The sequence below is a fragment of the Selenomonas ruminantium subsp. ruminantium ATCC 12561 genome (genome assembly GCF_000424065.1).
Taxonomy (GTDB): Bacteria; Bacillota; Negativicutes; order Selenomonadales; family Selenomonadaceae; genus Selenomonas_A; species Selenomonas_A ruminantium.
In genome coordinates, this window is sequence record NZ_AUJE01000019.1 from 16,413 (window position 1) to 32,511 (window position 16,099).

The window sequence follows — 16,099 nt, forward strand, 5'->3', positions numbered from 1 at the left end:
ATCTATATAACATATACACAATTCCCCCCACCTGACCGTCCCGGCGTGGTCGTGATGCTTTGCCAAAGCGGAGCGTTTGACCGTAAGCGTTAAGAAACTAATTTTGACCATACCAAAAATAGCTCTAAAAGCCATTTGTCTGAGCACAGCGAGTTTATGGCTTTTAGAGCTATTTTATTAAAAGGTCAAAATTTGTTTTAGCTTACGGTCTAAGCGCAGACTGGCAAAGCATCACGGCCACGCCGGGCACGCTTGTCTGGCAGAGAACTTAGTAATTCTCCGCATGAACCTCGAAGTAACTCTGCGGATGTGCACACGCCGGGCAAATCTGCGGTGCCTTGGTGCCCACCACAATATGTCCGCAGTTACGGCATTCCCAAACTTTTACTTCGCTCTTTTGGAAAACTTCCTGCGTCTCCACATTTTTCAGCAGGGCACGATAGCGTTCCTCATGGTGCTTTTCAATTTCGGCCACCAGACGGAATTTAGCGGCCAATTCCTTGAAGCCTTCTTCTTCGGCAGTCTTGGCAAAGCCAGCGTACATATCCGTCCATTCGTAGTTCTCTCCCTCAGCGGCATCTTTAAGATTCGTCGCCGTATCGGGTACCGCACCATCATGGAGTTCCTTGAACCACATCTTGGCATGTTCTTTTTCGTTGTCGGCAGTTTTCAAAAACAGGGCAGCAATCTGCTCAAAGCCATCTTTCTTGGCTCTTGAAGCATAATAAGTGTACTTGTTGCGCGCCTGGCTTTCCCCAGCAAAGGCGGCTTCCAGATTCTTCTCAGTCTGAGTTCCAGCATATTTGCTCATACGTTACTACCTCCTAAAATCGAATTGTTTACACATGAATATCTTACCATAGAATAACCGCCCTCGTAAACGGGGCGGCTATTCCGATTTATGAACTTAATTACACTTTGAACTTCTGCACTTCATCCTGCAGCATACCGGCCATCTTCGCCAGCTGCTCACTGTTGGTATTCATTTCATGAACAGATGCCGACTGCTCCTCGGTCGCCGCCGATACGGTTTCGGAATTGGACACCACACTGCGGCTCATTTCCTCAATATCGCGAATAGCCGACTGACAGGATTCCGCATTGTCCGTTGCTTCCTTGGAGGCAGAAGCAATCTGCTGGGAACGGTTGGAAATCTTTTCGACCAGTTCCACAATAGCGGAGAATTCCCGACCGGTTTCCTCAACGCTGTCTTTCGCCGTAGCCAGATTTTCCGTACCTTCGTTCATGCTGCTGACCGCCTGCTGGGTTTCATTCTGAATCTGCCCGATAAGACCGGCAATCTGGCTGGCCGCTTCTTCGGACTGGGCAGCCAGTTTACGGATTTCGTCAGCAACTACGGCAAAGCCGCGGCCTGCATCACCAGCGCGTGCAGCTTCGATAGCGGCATTAAGAGCCAGGAGGTTCGTCTGTTCCGCAATGCCGGAAATGGTATCGGTAATACGCCCGATGGTATCGGAACGTTCGCCCAGACTGTTGACCACGCGAGCAGATTCGCCCACGACTTTGGAAAGTCTTGCCATATCTTTGACGGTACGGGTAACTACCTGATTGCCGTTCTGCGCTTTTTCTGTCGCCTGCTGGGTTTCCACTGCAGCCCGGCGGGCATTGTGTGCCATGCCGCCAATGCGTTCCATCAGGGTATCCATTGACTGCGAAGCATCGTCGATAGCGGAGAGCTGTTTGTTGGTTGCTCCTGCCACATCGGTGATGGATTCGGCCACCTGCTGACTGGCAGCCGCCGACTGCGTGGTCATTTCATTGAGCTGTGCAGCGTCACTGGCCACCTGGTCAGCAGATTCTTTGATAGAGCCCATGAGCTGACGCATATTGCCGCCCAAGACCTTGAGGATTTCCACCATCTCGCCGATTTCGTCTTCACGTGCCGTATATTCCGGTTTAACGGGTTCTGCCCGATAATCTCCATGCGCAAATTTCTGCAACCTGCCCGTCACAAAGCTGATTGGATCACCGAAACTTTGGGCAATCTTTACCCCCAAAGCAGCCATGATTGCCGATACAATCACAATGATAATAGACGAAATCATGATTTTCTTATAGAGCGCTTCCTGATTTTCCTTCATGTATTTAGCAGCTTCCGCATCAATGTAGTCAATCCAGGAACCAGTACCGACAATCCAGCCATAGGGCTTGAATTCCATAACGTAGTTGCGTTTGGGCAGAGGCTGGCTTTCGCCCGGTTTCGGGTAGGAAAAGTTAACGAAACCGCCGCCATCCTTCTGGCCTTCTTTTAACATATTTTCCATATAGGGAACACCATTGGGGTCTTTTTCGCCCCGGCGCATTTTGCCTTCAGCACTGCGGTTGCCGGCATGAGCCACGCAGATACCCGTGTTCTTTTCATCAGCAAAGAAATAACCCTTGCCCTCATCATAACGCACGGCACGCAGGACATCCAAGCACATTGCCTTTGCCTGCGCTTCGGTTAATTCCCCAGACTGCTGGCGCGCATAGATGCCATTCAGCGAGGAAACCACGCCCTCTGTCTGCAAGCGCAATTCCCTATCGTAATGGTCTGCCAATTCCTTGCGATATTCTTCCACTAACTTATCGTTATCTGTGATGGTGACGTACAGAAAATACCCCCCCACCGCCATCGTAGCAAAGACACTGACTGCCACGAACAGGGCTGTCAATTTGCCTTTTACCGACTTCATAAAAAACATAAAGTCTCCCTCCTTAGATTCTTTTCGAATATTGCGTTTTATAGGAATAATTCTATTCTAAAAGGCAGTTTCCTGCCTGTAAGTAAAGTTTTCTTTCAGTTCGAGGTCAAGTTCGAGGCATAAGACGCGGCGGGCGGGGGATATCTGTCTTCCGCTAATGCCTAGAGCTAAAATATTTTTTGCCCTTAATTCATTAGCCGGGAAAGTCAAAACTCGCTCCGCTCAAACAGTAGACTTTCCCAGCTAAAACAGCGGTATGGCAAAAAATATTTCTTAACGCTCCATACCTTACGCTTCAGCCAGACATCCCCCGCCCGCCGCTCGCTGTCGCATTGCTTTTCCTTTTATCTACGCATTTGCGTATACGAAAAAGTTCCCTGCATCATCCTGCAAGGAACTTTCAGTTTCATATAAATCGTAACAGCAAGCGCGAAAAGGCTGTAACATCCCAATGAGCTTGGCGCAAGTGCTTGCTTTTGGGGTGGAGCGCACTGCCGCAGGCTGGCTCCCAAAAGAAAAATTCTGAACACCAAGCTGAAAGCCGCGACGTGGTAACCGGAGCAGTCGACTAAAAAAACGGCATTGCCGAAGGAGCCATTTGCGCGGAAGCCCAAAAGTAAGCACTTGTGCCTGCCTGGATTCAGGGCGAAGGCCAAAAATCAAGCACCTGCGCCAGCACATCCTATCCTAAAAAACATCATGCGTTTATCGTCCGAAACCCACTAGCCTTATGCAGCCTATTCATAATCGCCAGCCCCAATCCTTCCGAGGTCGTTCCCTCCCCCAACAGAATATCGGCTTCTTTTTCATCAAAGCTGCGCAAGGCCTCATAGATATTGGCCGCAATAGCGGGCAGCTGCCCTTGATGGCCATAATCTGCCATCAGCTCTGCCGGAACAATATCACGGAGTTCCTGCAATACCTCATGGCTCGCAATCACACCGACCTTATGGCCTTCGTTCTGCAAGCGCTCAATTTCCCGCCGAAATGCGCGTGTCATGCGGGTCGGCATGCCCTCAATCATGGTCAGGGGAGCCTTGGGCGCATAATGGGTGTATTTCATGCCCGGTGCCTTGGGCACAGAATCTGCGCCCACCAAAGCAGGGTCGATAATGACGCTGCCCGCCCCCAACACTTCTTCGAGCATTTCTTTCGTAATCGCGCCCGGGCGCAGGATAACGGCCTTATCCCCCGACGCATCCACAATGGTGGATTCCACACCGAAGTCGCAGGCGCCGCCATCGAGTATCATGGGGATTTTTCCCTCCATATCCACCAAGACCGACTCAGCCGTGGTGGGACTTGGGCGGCCGGATATGTTGGCCGAGGGGGCAGCGATGGGCACGCCGGCTGCGGCAATCAGGGCGCGAGCCACGTCGTGTTCCGGCATGCGCACACCAACCGTCGCCAGCCCGCCAGTAATCCTATCCGGCACGATGCTCTTGCGGGGCAGGATCAAGGTAATCGGGCCGGGACAAAAAGCGGCAATGAGCTTTTCGGCCTTTTCAGGAATCGTTGCCGCAATCTGGTCAATCATGGAGCGGTTGGCCACATGGAGAATCAAGGGATTGTCCGATGGACGACCCTTAGCCTGATAAATCTTGGCACAGGCGTCGGCATCAAGACCATTGGCGCCTAATCCATACACCGTTTCCGTCGGAAAGGCCACGACCTCTCCCTGACGGATAAGCTCGCCGGCGGCGTGGAGCGCTTCTTTTTGTGCTTTTACATTATCTATCTGAATCAGCTTGGTTTCCATTTATCTTGTCATGCCTCTTTTTTCCATGCCACAACTACCCGGTCAATGCCCGCATAGTCCTTTAAGATTTCCGTCCGGTCAATCAGCGGATTTTCCTTGGCCAGAGCCGCTACCGCCTGTGCCTGCTCAATACCCACTTCAAAGGCCATAAAGCCGTCCTTATTCAGCATAGCAGGAGCTTCGGCGCAAAGCCGGCGGTAAAAGTCCAGCCCGTCCTCACCGCCGTCCAATGCCGTATGCGGCTCACTTACTCGCACATCTGTCGCTAAGCCCGCAATATCTTTCGCAGGGATATAGGGCGGATTGGATAGAATTGCCGTATACATCTTTCCCTGCAAAGGAGCCAGCAAATCCCCCGTAAAGAAATGCGCCCTGTCCGCAAGTTCCAAATTAGCTGCATTTTCCTCAGCCACTTCTCTTGCCTTAGGCGAAATATCCACGGTATCGAGCTGGGCATCTTTTACAAAATGCAGGACACTTAATCCCACCGCGCCTGTACCGGTACCGATATCGGCAATCTGTGGCTTTTCCTGCCCTGACTGACGCAGCCTTTCCACAGCCCCCTGCACGAGGATTTCCGTATCAGGGCGCGGCACCAAGGTCGCTTCCGTGACCTTAAAGGTCAGGCCCATAAATTCTTTTTCGCCTAAGATATAAGCCACCGGCACATGATTGATGCGCTGCTTGATCATCTCGCGGAAAGCCGTAAGTTCAGCCGCCTGCAAGGGTTCGTCAAAATGCACATAGAGGTAAATCCGCTGTTTGTGCAGGACATGGCCGAGCAAAACTTCTGCGTCCAAGCGGGGATTTTCTATGCCCTTTTGGGCAAAGTAATCCTCCGTCCATTTGAGGATACGGCCGATTGTCCATATTTCATTTCCTGCCATTATTTCACCTGTTTCAGCCGTTCTGCCTGGTCGGCAGTAATCAGGGCATTTAAGATTTCGTCGAGGTCACCGGCAAGCACTGCATCAATGCGATGCAACGTCAGGCCGATGCGATGGTCGGTAACCCGCCCCTGCGGGAAGTTATAGGTGCGGATGCGCTCACTTCTATCACCGCTGCCCACCTGATTTTTGCGGTCAGCCGAAATGCTGTCCATCTGTTCCTGCTGTGCCTTGTCGAGCAGCCTTGCCCGCAGTACCTTCATGGCCTTGTCCTTGTTCTTGAGCTGGGAACGCTCGTCCTGACACTGCACCACGATGCCCGTGGGAATATGCGTGATGCGGATGGCACTTTCCGTACGGTTGACGTGCTGACCGCCCGCACCGGACGCACAGTACAGGTCGATATGCAAATCGTTGGGATTGATATCCACGTCCACATCTTCGGCTTCGGGCAGTACCGCCACCGTCACCGCCGAAGTATGAATGCGCCCGCCAGATTCGGTTGCCGGCACGCGCTGTACGCGATGGGTGCCGCTTTCGTATTTGAGCTTGCTATAGGCACCAAAGCCCGTGACCATAAAGGAAATTTCCTTATAGCCGCCCAGTTCTGTAGGGTTCGCGTCAATGATTTCCATTTTCCAGCCCTGCTTTTCCACATAGCGGCCATACATGCGGAACAGGTCACCGGCAAAGAGCGCCGCTTCCTCACCGCCGACACCGCCGCGGATTTCCACGATGACATTTTTATCGTCATTGGGGTCTTTGGGCAACAGTAAAATGGGCAGCTCGTTATCGAGAACTTCCTTTTGCGCCTTTAGTTCAGCCAGTTCTTCTTCAACAAACTTGCGCATTTCATCATCCAAGGATTCATCAAACATGGCCTTGGCTTCGTCAATGCCCTTGACCACTTCCTTGTATTCGCGGAACTTTTCCACGATGGGCGCAAGACTGGCATGTTCCTTGCTGTACTTCTGCCAGCGGCTCATATCGGCAATCACATCCGGGTCGCTAATCAGCGATTCCAGTTCCAAAAATTTATCTTCAACGGCTTGGAGTTTTTCCAGCACTTATTTCACCTCAAACTCATTCTGTAACAGCAGCGGCCACAGGCGCGCTATCCTCCACTTCATTTTCAGCCTCTGCCTTATGGATATAATCCGGCGTACCTTCTAAAATCTCTTCCTCGGGCAGAACAGCCTTCAGCGATTCAATCGCCACTTCCACCATTTCATCATCAGGCGGGCGGGTGGTCAGATATTGCAACCAAAGTCCCGGACGAATAGCCGTCTGAATCAGGCTGTTCTGACTGCGCCCGGCAAGTCGGATAATCTCATAGGAAATCCCTGCCACCACCGGCAGCAACAGGATGCGGCTGGCAATACGCTCCCACAAGGAAGGCCAGCCCAGGAACGCAAACACAAAGATGGACACGAGCATGACAATCAGCAAAAAGTTCGTGCCACAGCGTGGATGCAGACGCGGGAACTTCTGCACATTTTCCACCGTCAATGGCAGACCTGCCTCATAGCAGAAAATCGTCTTATGCTCTGCTCCATGATACTGGAACACGCGGCGAATGTCCTTCATGCGGGAAATTCCCCAGATATACAGGAGAAAAATCACCAACCGCAGACAGCCTTCCAAAAGATTCAATACCACTGGGTCTTCCGTGGCTCCATGAATCAGTTTCGCCGCCCCTGTGGGAATGGCAATAAAGAGAACACTGGCCAGTACCAGGGCAAAGACAATCGTTCCCGCCATTTCCTTATCGGATAGCTGCTCGTCCTCCTCGCCGGCCATCTTCGCCGAATAGGACAGCGACTTCATGCCGATAACGAGCGACTCAATCAGCGACACCGTCCCGCGCAAAAAGGGCTTTTTCAAAAGTGGAAATCTATCACCAATGGAATTTACCGGCTTGGTCTCGACCTGAATTTTGCCTTGCGGATCGCGCACAGCTGTCGCTGTAAGTTTCGGCCCCCGCATCATCACGCCTTCAATAACAGCCTGACCGCCTACCATTAATTTCTTATCACTCATGGTCTTTCCTCCTAACTTACACTTGGAAACACCGAATATTCAATATTTATGCTGATACTAAACTTAATGGACACCTAATGGTGTCCACTCGTCCTTACACGAACACTAAGCTCCTGCTGCGCCTATTCGGCTTGCACTCACTAAGTGTTCATAGTAAATAAAGCAGAGCAATATGCTCTGCTTTACCATAACGTATCTTACTTCTTGGCGTAACGCTTGTTGAACTTTTCGATACGACCGCCTGCCTGTACGTCACGCTGACGACCCGTGAAGAACGGATGGCATTTGGAGCAAACATCGACGCGCAGTTCTTTCTGCGTGGAACCCGTGGTGAACGTGTTACCGCAACCGCAAGTTACCGTAGCTTCGAAATATTCCGGATGAATACCCTGTTTCATGATTTACACCTCGCTTTCACCCCAACGAAACTGGGAATTGATACAAGCAAGCTATGCGCGAGCTTGGTTTAGACCTAGCCTACCTTTTGGGGCAAAGCCAGTCAAGTTTTGACTTGGAACCAGACGTCAGTACGTCCAGTACCCGAATATTATAGCACGAGCAAAGTCACTATGCAAGGAATCCTTGAAAATTTGCTTGAAAATTTTTCCTTCCTATATGATAATGGTAGTGTATATCAAGATACTACGCGAACTTCACATACAGAAAGGAAATTATTATGGCTAAACAAACCATGCAACATCAGTGCAGCTTCTGCAAGCGGATTATCAACGTCCGCGACCAGTACGACCTGCCCATCTACGACCCCAACACCGGCTTTGCCATCTGCCGCAACTGCATCAAGGAGGTCAACCACTTCCTGGAAGAACACGATGCCGCACAGGTGCAGGATGAAAAGCAGGTCTTTGCCGGCGAACTGGACGATATTCTCGCCAAGAACAAGCCCCATATCATCAAACAGTACCTCGATGAATACATTATCAATCAGGACAGAGCCAAGAAGATTCTTTCGGTGGCAGTCTACAACCACTACAAGCGCATGAAATATGGCTATCAGCAGAGTGACGGCACCGAAATCGAAAAATCCAACGTCATCATGCTCGGCCCCTCCGGCTGCGGCAAGACGGCGCTTTTATCCCACCTCTCGAAACTCTTGGACATTCCCTTTGCCGTAACCGACGCTTCCAGCCTGACAGAAGCCGGCTTCGTCGGCGCTGACGTAGAAGTTGCCGTCCGCAACCTCTACTACGCTGCCGATAAGGACGTGGAAAAAGCTGAACACGGCATCATCTATCTCGATGAGTTTGACAAGATTGCCCGCAAGTCCGGCGCCAACAACTCCATCACCGCTGACCCCGGTCACGAAGGCGTACAGCAGGCACTCCTCAAAATGCTTGAAGGCAGCGTGGTGGAATTCACCTCCCGCGGCCAGCGCAAACATCCCGAAGCGCCCACCATCAAAGTGGATACGAAAAATATCCTCTTTATCGTAGGCGGTGCCTTTGTCGGCATTGACGATGTGATTGCCAAACGCCTGTCAAAAACCAGCACGATTGGTTTCGGCGCCGAAATTCAGGGCAAGGAAGACAAGCCCAAATTTGACGAACTCATCCATAAGGTTCGCCCCGAAGACCTCATGCAGTACGGCATCATCCCTGAAATCATCGGCCGTCTGCCCGTTATCTGCACGCTCGAAACTCTGGATGAAGATGCTCTCCTGCGCATCCTCACCGAACCCAAGAACGCTCCGGTCAAACAGTATGAAAAACTTTTGGCCATGGATAATGTCGAACTGGAATTCCAGGAAGATGCCCTGCGTGCCGTCGCCCGCAAGGCCATCGAGCGCAAGACTGGCGCCCGTTCCTTGAAGGGTATTATCGAAGATTTGATGCTCGACGTCATGTTCGATATCCCCAAATCCAACGAGCCACGCAAAGTCATCATCACCAAGGCCTGTATCGAAGAAGGTGCCCAGCCTGAAGTGGTGAAGAAGTAACTCAAGCTTACTTCTTTGGTTCCGGCAGCAGGAAAGTTGCCGCCGCACAGCAGATGGAAATGACAAAAATCACCACCATCACGGCGGCAATACCAAAGCTGTCGGCATACCAGCCCAGTGACGGCACGATAATTCCACCTATGCTAAAGGACAGCCCCAGCGTTACGCCGGAGGCAAAGCCCAGACTCTTGGCCAGATAGCTTTGTCCAAGCACCACAAACGCCGCATACGGCCCCTGCATGGCAAAGCTCATGGGAATCAGCATGGCATAGACCGCCCAAATGCTGTGCGTGAAAATCGCTACAGCCAGACACGGCACCAAGAGACAGCAGCCATAACGCAGGGTCTTGACATAGCCTTTGCGGTCGGCCAGCCTGCCGCCCACCAGGGTTGCCAATACGCCGGTTATCGAAATAATCGACAGCGTGGCGCTGCCCACAGCAGGCGTTGCGCCCAACGCCTGAATGCAGAACAGCGGCAGGAAACTGCTGATGGCCGTAAAAAGCGTGGAACGAAAGACAATCACCAAAAACAGCCGGGAAAAGGCACGCCAGTCATTTTCCCGCACCACAGCAGCTGCCGCAGACTTATTTTGAGCCTGTTGCAGCTGCTTTTTGCTTTCCCGCGCAATGGCCGGTGCTGCGAGGAAAATCATGCCGGCCGTAAACAGAGACGCAATGCCGTAAAAGGCCGTTCCCTGCATGCCAAACGTCGTAACGAGAAAGACCGCCAATAGCGGCCCCAGGCCAAAGCCGCCATTGCCGCCCACGCTGAAAATGCTCATGCCCTGCCCTTTTTTCGTCCCGGCAATCGCATTTACATTGCGGGCCGCTTCCGGGTGAAAGATGGAACTGCCAATCCCCATCAGCGTGACCGCCGCAAAAATCCCCCAATAATTGGTCACAAAGCCCGTGGCCGCCAGCGACAGCCCCGCCATAAGCACGCCGAGCACCATAAACCACTGGCGGGAGCCTTTATCGGCCAGCCAGCCAAAGAGCGGCTGAATAACCGAAGACAAAAAGGACGAGGCAAACATCAGCCCCGCAATCGAGGTATAATCCATGCCGTATTCACTGACGAAAAACGGCAGCAATGCGGGCAAGGAACCACTGTTGATATCCACACTTAAATGCCCTGCCGAAAGCATATAAAGATACTTTTTATTCATCACGTCAAGCTCCTTAAAAAATTTATTCCTATTGTAACAAATTTTTCCATTACGAGCAATTTACCTCACAATTGAATATCACCAAAGAAAAAGGCAGGCCAGCCGGTCAAAAAATGACCAGCTGCCTGCTTTTTACGTCAATCAACGATTGTTTGTGTTACCATCATCCCAGCAATAGCCTCTGTGTCCATGGCCATGACCACGGCCACGACCGCCGCAGTACCAGCCATCATCAGCCTGATTAGCTGTATCCTGCCAGCAATACCCCGGACGAGCATCTACTTTCGTATCCGCTGCCAATGCCGGAACTGCGCTGGCCAGCATCAGACCGGCAGCGAAGGCTGCAACAATTTTCTTCATGGTAAAACCTCCTGTACATGTACATCTTCCTGTTAACAGTCGATTAACAATTTTATTTTACCAGTCAATTGTGACGTTAATGTGACTTTTTAAACCACATTTGCATCAAATTTCCATGGAACTGATTTTCTCTGCTTTCATAAAAGCAGAAATTTTTTGTACGCCCCGCATAACCTCGTTGTAGTTCTCTGGAGTCAAAGACTGCGGGCCATCGGAAAGGGCCTTGGCCGGATTGGGGTGAACTTCCATCATCAAGCCGTCAGCACCGGCAGCAATAGCGGCAAAGGCCATGGGTTTCACCATTCTCCACTTACCCGTTCCATGGCTTGGGTCAACGATAATCGGCAGATGGGACAGGTGCTTTACAGCCGCCACCGCACTTAAATCGAGCGTATTGCGCGTATAAGTTTCGTAAGTGCGAATACCACGCTCACAGAGCACCACATTGGGATTGCCTGCATTCATAATGTATTCAGCAGCATTTAACCATTCGTCAATGGTTGCCGCCAGACCACGTTTCAAGAGCACCGGCTTGCCGCATTTGCCCACTTCCTTCAAAAGGCCAAAGTTCTGCATATTGCGGGCGCCAATCTGCAGCATATCCGCATACTCCACGACCCGCTCAATGGCTTCAACCGTGGTAACTTCCGTCACCACGCGCAAGCCTGTACGCTCGCGGGCTTCGGCTAAGTATTTCAAGCCTTCGACTTCCAACCCTTGGAACGCATACGGAGAAGTACGCGGCTTGTAGGCGCCGCCGCGCAGGAACTGGGCACCGGCCTTTTTCACGATTTCCGCCGCCTCAAACAACTGTTCTTTGGACTCTACCGCACAAGGCCCTGCCATGACCACCGGCGTACCATCACCGATTTTTACGCCTGCCACATCAATTACGCTGTTTGCGGGATGAAATTCCCGGCTGGCCAGCTTGTAGCTCTTGGAAATCTCCACGCTCTTTTCCACACCATCCAGAGCATCAATAGGCACCGAAGCCAGCCGCGTCTTATCGCCGATAACGCCGACAATCTTCTGCTGACTGCCCTCCATCACCTTGGCCTGCAGGCCCGCGCCCTCGATAACGGCAATGACTTCTTTAATGTTTTCCGCCGTAGCATCCACATTCATGATAATAACCATAATTCCATCCCCTTCTATATAAATGCTTAATTAACCGTAAGTACGGGAAACGTCCCCAAATTCCGCAGCCAGATGCTTTTCTTCTTCACAGCAGACAACGCTTCCACCAGCTGCGGTGAATCGCTGTACTCCAAATCAAAAAAGAAAATATACGCGCCGAGCTCTGTCCGCGCAGGCCGCGACTCAATACGCGTCATGTTGATGCCCCGCTGGGCAAACTCCTTTAAGACTTCAAAGAGTGCACCGGCCCTCTGCCCGTCAATCTGACAAATGACCAATAATTTATCCTTGGGCAAAAATTCCAAAGCCTGCCGTCCCACCTGAAAAAACCGGGTGCAGTTGGCGGCACTATCCTGAATCTCTGTGGCAATCGGCACAAGCCCTAAAAGCTCTCCGGCTCTGGCCGTGGCAATAGCCGCACTGCCGGAATCGGCCGGTGCTTCGGCCACAATCTCCGCCGCCCGCGCGGTACTGGCTACCTTGATGAGTTCTGCCTGCGGATAATGTTCCTGTAAAAACGCCCGGCACTGAGAAATCGGCTGTGCATGAGAATAAATCCGCTTAATCTCACCCTTACGCCGCGCTAACAGCTGATTATGGACAGGCCAGATAAGCTCCCGCCAGACCGTCAGCCCCTCACTACGAGCTAGTGTGTCCAAAGTGATATTGATGGCCCCCTCCAGCGAATTTTCCACCGGCACCAACGCCGAATCCACCTCAACATTTTCGACCGCCTGCAAACAGTCAAAAATATCGGCAAACAGCACCAATTTATAATCCTCACCTGTCTGGCGCTTCAAATACACCGCCGCCGCCTCACTATGGGTTCCCGCCGGCCCCAGCACGCCCAAAGTCATCGCCATAAACACTCCCCCAGAATCTCAACAATTGACAATATCATAGCATAACAGTTATAAATTAACAAGCTTTTCCATAAAAAGTTACAACGAGTACATTGCAAGCAAACACCCATACTAAATATATCAACATCATTGATGATAAGCATATAGCTTTGAGGGGGCTGGCGGCTGTTGCGACAATGCGTTAGCGACGCAGTGTAAAGAAATGATTTTTTCCTCACCAAAAAAGCAGCTAAAAAAGTCAACTGTCTGAGCACAGCGAGTTTTGACTTTTTAGCTGCCTAAAAGGAAAAAATCATTTCAGCCGCAGAGCGAAGCAGTGCCGCAACAGCCGCCAGCCTCCGCCAAGCACCTCGAACCGAATTATTCTTCCAAATCGTTCTTTAACTTTAGTAAATCCGGGCACAAATCCCCAATGGAGCTGGCCAAATCATCCTTCGGCTGCAAAATATCGAGCACCGGCTGCATCGTCTTGCGGAATTTTTCATCATCCTGCATAAGCACCAATATCGCACTGGTATTGATGGCATCTGCAAGCGCCGTATGCTGCGTACCCTCAAACTTATGGTCCATAGCGCCCAAAGCATGTTTCAGCGCCAAACTGTTATGGAGACCCAAACGATCATCAAATACCTGCTGTAAATCCACCCAGCGGCTGTCCAGCCAATTTACATCAAAGTCCGGCAATTTGAAACGACATTCCTTTTTGAGCTGTTTGATATCCGACATACTCCAGGAGTAAATCTGCGTTTCCTCCTCGCCAATCCATTCCACAAACCGCTGAAAAGCCTCAGCATAGTGACCATGTCCATCCACCATTTCCTGCTTGATGCCGGTAAGGTTCGTGATATGCTTCTTGATTTTGCCATACTCCGGCTCCACATAACACTGGAACTCCGCTTCCTGCTGGAAACTCTCATCCAGACGCACTGCCCCGAATTCGATAACCTCTTCCTTCATCTGTTTCTTGACTTCACGAAACTCCCGGTCAACGGGATTCATTTCCAAATCTATAACAACATACTTCATTCGATATCCCTGCGCTTTCCTTATACTTTACTATTAATATTCTACTGAAAAGCGCCGTTTCCTTCAATACATTTTACTCAGCGGGCACATAAAAATTGCACTAACCGTACAGCCCCCGCAATATCGTCCAAGTCATACTGACGCACAGACAAATCCCCATGCTCACCAGAGCTAAAGACCGCTGCCGTATCGTCATCTACCACAAGCTGTCCCAGCCCGCGCCATAACGAGATTTTTGGCGCCGTACCATGACTGCGGCTCTCAAGCAAAACCACATCCACATCCGTAAACCGCTGTGCAATCTCCAACAGACTCGCTCTTTCTTCGGTCCGCTGCTGGATAAAATAGCCCTTGGGCGATACCACTGCTACCCCATCAGCCCCCGCCTGCCGGAACCGCCAGCTGTCCTTGCCTTCTTCATCCACATCATAGCCATGGCAGTCCCCCTTGACCACACCGACCCGTAATCCCTGTGCCTTCAGGCAGGGAATCAGTTTTTCAATAAACGTGGTCTTGCCCGTATTGGACTGCGGTGCGGATACCGTTATCAAGGGTACAGACCGCTGCGCATTGCGCAGTCTCCCCTGTACCAACCGAAAATCCGACGGCGTATTGACATTAAAAAAATCATCACAATCTGGAAGTTCCACAAACTTATGTGCTACCTGCTCAATGACCAGGCCGATTTTATTCTCCCCTTGTTCAAGCGCCCTTTCCACCACCGGCAGAATCTGCCGATGATAAAGCCCAGCAAGCGGCTGCCTGCGCCCCCCCACCACAGGAATAATCGCCAGTTCCCCATCAACAGCAGCTAACAAGGGCTGCAAATGTTCATAAGCAAACAAGGGCATATCACAGGACACAGCCAACGCATAATCTGCCTGCAGACGCGCCAGCCCGGAACGAATCCCCTCCAATGGCCCAGCCGCAGAACGCGAATCTGCCACAAAAGCAAAACCATACGCAGAACATAGCGCAGATAGCTTCTCCGAGACGTCTGCACCACATAAATACCGCTCCCGAAAAGGAATCACCGCCGTTTTTTTCAACAATTGTTCGAGCATGGAACACCCAGCCATCTCCAAGAACCGCTTATCCTGCCCCATCCGCGAACTCCGTCCCCCAGCAATAACCAGTACACCAATATCTTGAAAATCCACCCGACAACCGCCTCCGTTCATACTTCTTATCGCAAAACAGCCCGTTGGCAGGTAATGTTTTTCGCAGTGTTTGACAAGCTTGTCTAAGCGAAGAAAAATATTACCTGCCAACGGGCGACCTTAGCACCTCGATGTAACCCCGAATTATAAAACTTCCTTAACAACCCATGCCAGCAAATGTTCCTCCACCGCACATCCCACATATTTAGCCAGTTTTTGCGTTTCCGGATGCGCATTAGCTACCGCCACTCCAATATCAGCCTCCGCCAGCATTTCATTATCGTTGAGATAATCCCCGCAGGCAATAATCTCCACCCCCGGCAGCTGTTCACGGATAGCCGCAACCATCGCCCCCTTGGACACATCTTTTGCTACGAACTCATAATAATTATCCTCGGAGTAAAAACCATTAGCCAAAGGCGCTGTGCCCATTTCTTCCGCTAAAGCCACATATTTTTCCAAATGCTCATGCTTGTCACAGGCAAAGAATTTAAGCCACGGCGTTTTTACCGTATCCGTAAGTTTGGCAAGTTCCGTATGGACATAACGGTAATACTCATGCGGCAGGCGCGGGTCATCATTCACCTCCGGCGTGATGATATGGCAGTTATCGGCCGTATAAACCTCGATACAGGCATGGGGAAATTCTGCCAACGCACGCTTGGCAAATGCAGGCCAAAGATTATCTGTATCGCCCGCCGTAAGCGGCATGGTTTTCAGTACCTTCTTCGCCCCCCAATCATAGAGCATAGCGCCATTAAAGAACACCGACGGTGCATTAATTGGCAAACCTTCCACATAACCTGCCGCTGCTTCGGGAGTGCGGCCCGTAGCAATGGCAAACATTCCGCCCTCAGCTGCAAAATCAGCAATCGCCTGCCGATTTTCAGCTGAAATCACGCCACCACGCGGAATCAACGTACCGTCCAAATCGGAAATAATCATCTTGCCTGTATATTTTCCCATGCAAAATCCTCCAATATCCATATTCCCATATCACCCGGCCTCATACAAAGTTATACCATCATATACATGTTTTG

At 51.2% G+C, this 16,099-nt stretch carries 15 protein-coding genes; 1 reads left to right on the forward strand and 14 read right to left on the reverse strand.

Annotated elements, in window-relative coordinates; genetic code table 11:
- Positions 1-268: 268 nt before the first annotated feature.
- The 7 genes from rbr to rpmE form a co-directional block, all read right to left on the reverse strand.
- Positions 269-811: a rubrerythrin gene (rbr, locus tag G598_RS0108585; RefSeq protein ID WP_026766619.1), complete on the reverse strand. Its 543-nt coding sequence runs from the start codon at positions 809-811 to the stop codon at positions 269-271.
- A gap of 100 nt (positions 812-911) precedes the next feature.
- Positions 912-2,705 (reverse strand): methyl-accepting chemotaxis protein, encoded by a 1,794-nt coding sequence (locus G598_RS17505; protein WP_051180108.1) that lies wholly within the window; start codon positions 2,703-2,705, stop codon positions 912-914.
- 697 nt (positions 2,706-3,402) lie between these two features.
- Positions 3,403-4,464, reverse strand: coding sequence for an L-threonylcarbamoyladenylate synthase (locus tag G598_RS0108595; protein ID WP_026766620.1), 1,062 nt, complete (start codon positions 4,462-4,464; stop codon positions 3,403-3,405).
- Between the two features lie 8 nt (positions 4,465-4,472).
- Positions 4,473-5,351: a peptide chain release factor N(5)-glutamine methyltransferase gene (gene prmC / locus G598_RS0108600; protein WP_026766621.1), complete on the reverse strand. Its 879-nt coding sequence runs from the start codon at positions 5,349-5,351 to the stop codon at positions 4,473-4,475.
- The gene (gene prfA / locus G598_RS0108605) at positions 5,351-6,418 is read right to left on the reverse strand and encodes a peptide chain release factor 1 (RefSeq protein WP_026766622.1); all 1,068 of its coding nucleotides are present in this window, start codon (positions 6,416-6,418) and stop codon (positions 5,351-5,353) included. Before prfA ends, prmC begins: the two co-directional genes overlap by 1 nt.
- A gap of 16 nt (positions 6,419-6,434) precedes the next feature.
- Entirely contained in the window at positions 6,435-7,391 is a 957-nt protein-coding gene (locus G598_RS0108610; protein ID WP_026766623.1) for a DUF1385 domain-containing protein, read from the reverse strand.
- A 197-nt stretch (positions 7,392-7,588) separates the two neighbouring features.
- Positions 7,589-7,789, reverse strand: coding sequence for a 50S ribosomal protein L31 (gene rpmE / locus G598_RS0108615; RefSeq protein ID WP_014423491.1), 201 nt, complete (start codon positions 7,787-7,789; stop codon positions 7,589-7,591).
- Between the two features lie 278 nt (positions 7,790-8,067).
- On the opposite strand from rpmE, the gene clpX reads away from it, so the two are divergent.
- A complete protein-coding gene (clpX, locus tag G598_RS0108620) occupies positions 8,068-9,345 on the forward strand; it encodes an ATP-dependent Clp protease ATP-binding subunit ClpX (RefSeq protein WP_026766624.1) in 1,278 nt (425 codons plus the stop codon).
- A gap of 7 nt (positions 9,346-9,352) precedes the next feature.
- Here the strand turns inward: clpX and G598_RS0108625 are convergent, their stop codons facing one another.
- From G598_RS0108625 to G598_RS0108655, 7 genes are all read right to left on the reverse strand, one after another.
- Positions 9,353-10,513 carry an MFS transporter gene (locus tag G598_RS0108625; protein WP_026766625.1) on the reverse strand — a complete coding sequence of 387 codons (1,161 nt, stop codon included), beginning with the start codon at positions 10,511-10,513 and terminating at the stop codon, positions 9,353-9,355.
- A 141-nt stretch (positions 10,514-10,654) separates the two neighbouring features.
- Complete coding sequence (locus tag G598_RS0108630; protein ID WP_026766626.1) at positions 10,655-10,873, reverse strand: hypothetical protein; 219 nt, start codon at positions 10,871-10,873, stop codon at positions 10,655-10,657.
- Positions 10,874-10,978: 105 nt separating this feature from the next.
- Positions 10,979-12,010, reverse strand: a complete 1,032-nt coding sequence (gene aroF, locus G598_RS0108635; protein ID WP_026766627.1) for a 3-deoxy-7-phosphoheptulonate synthase — start codon at positions 12,008-12,010, stop codon at positions 10,979-10,981.
- A 26-nt stretch (positions 12,011-12,036) separates the two neighbouring features.
- The gene (pheA, locus tag G598_RS0108640) at positions 12,037-12,873 is read right to left on the reverse strand and encodes a prephenate dehydratase (RefSeq protein ID WP_026766628.1); all 837 of its coding nucleotides are present in this window, start codon (positions 12,871-12,873) and stop codon (positions 12,037-12,039) included.
- A gap of 360 nt (positions 12,874-13,233) precedes the next feature.
- Positions 13,234-13,899, reverse strand: a complete 666-nt coding sequence (locus G598_RS0108645; RefSeq protein ID WP_026766629.1) for a 3'-5' exonuclease — start codon at positions 13,897-13,899, stop codon at positions 13,234-13,236.
- Positions 13,900-13,976: 77 nt separating this feature from the next.
- Complete coding sequence (gene mobB / locus G598_RS0108650; protein WP_026766630.1) at positions 13,977-15,059, reverse strand: molybdopterin-guanine dinucleotide biosynthesis protein B; 1,083 nt, start codon at positions 15,057-15,059, stop codon at positions 13,977-13,979.
- Between the two features lie 144 nt (positions 15,060-15,203).
- The gene (locus G598_RS0108655) at positions 15,204-16,025 is read right to left on the reverse strand and encodes an HAD-IIB family hydrolase (protein WP_026766631.1); all 822 of its coding nucleotides are present in this window, start codon (positions 16,023-16,025) and stop codon (positions 15,204-15,206) included.
- Positions 16,026-16,099 lie beyond the last annotated feature (74 nt).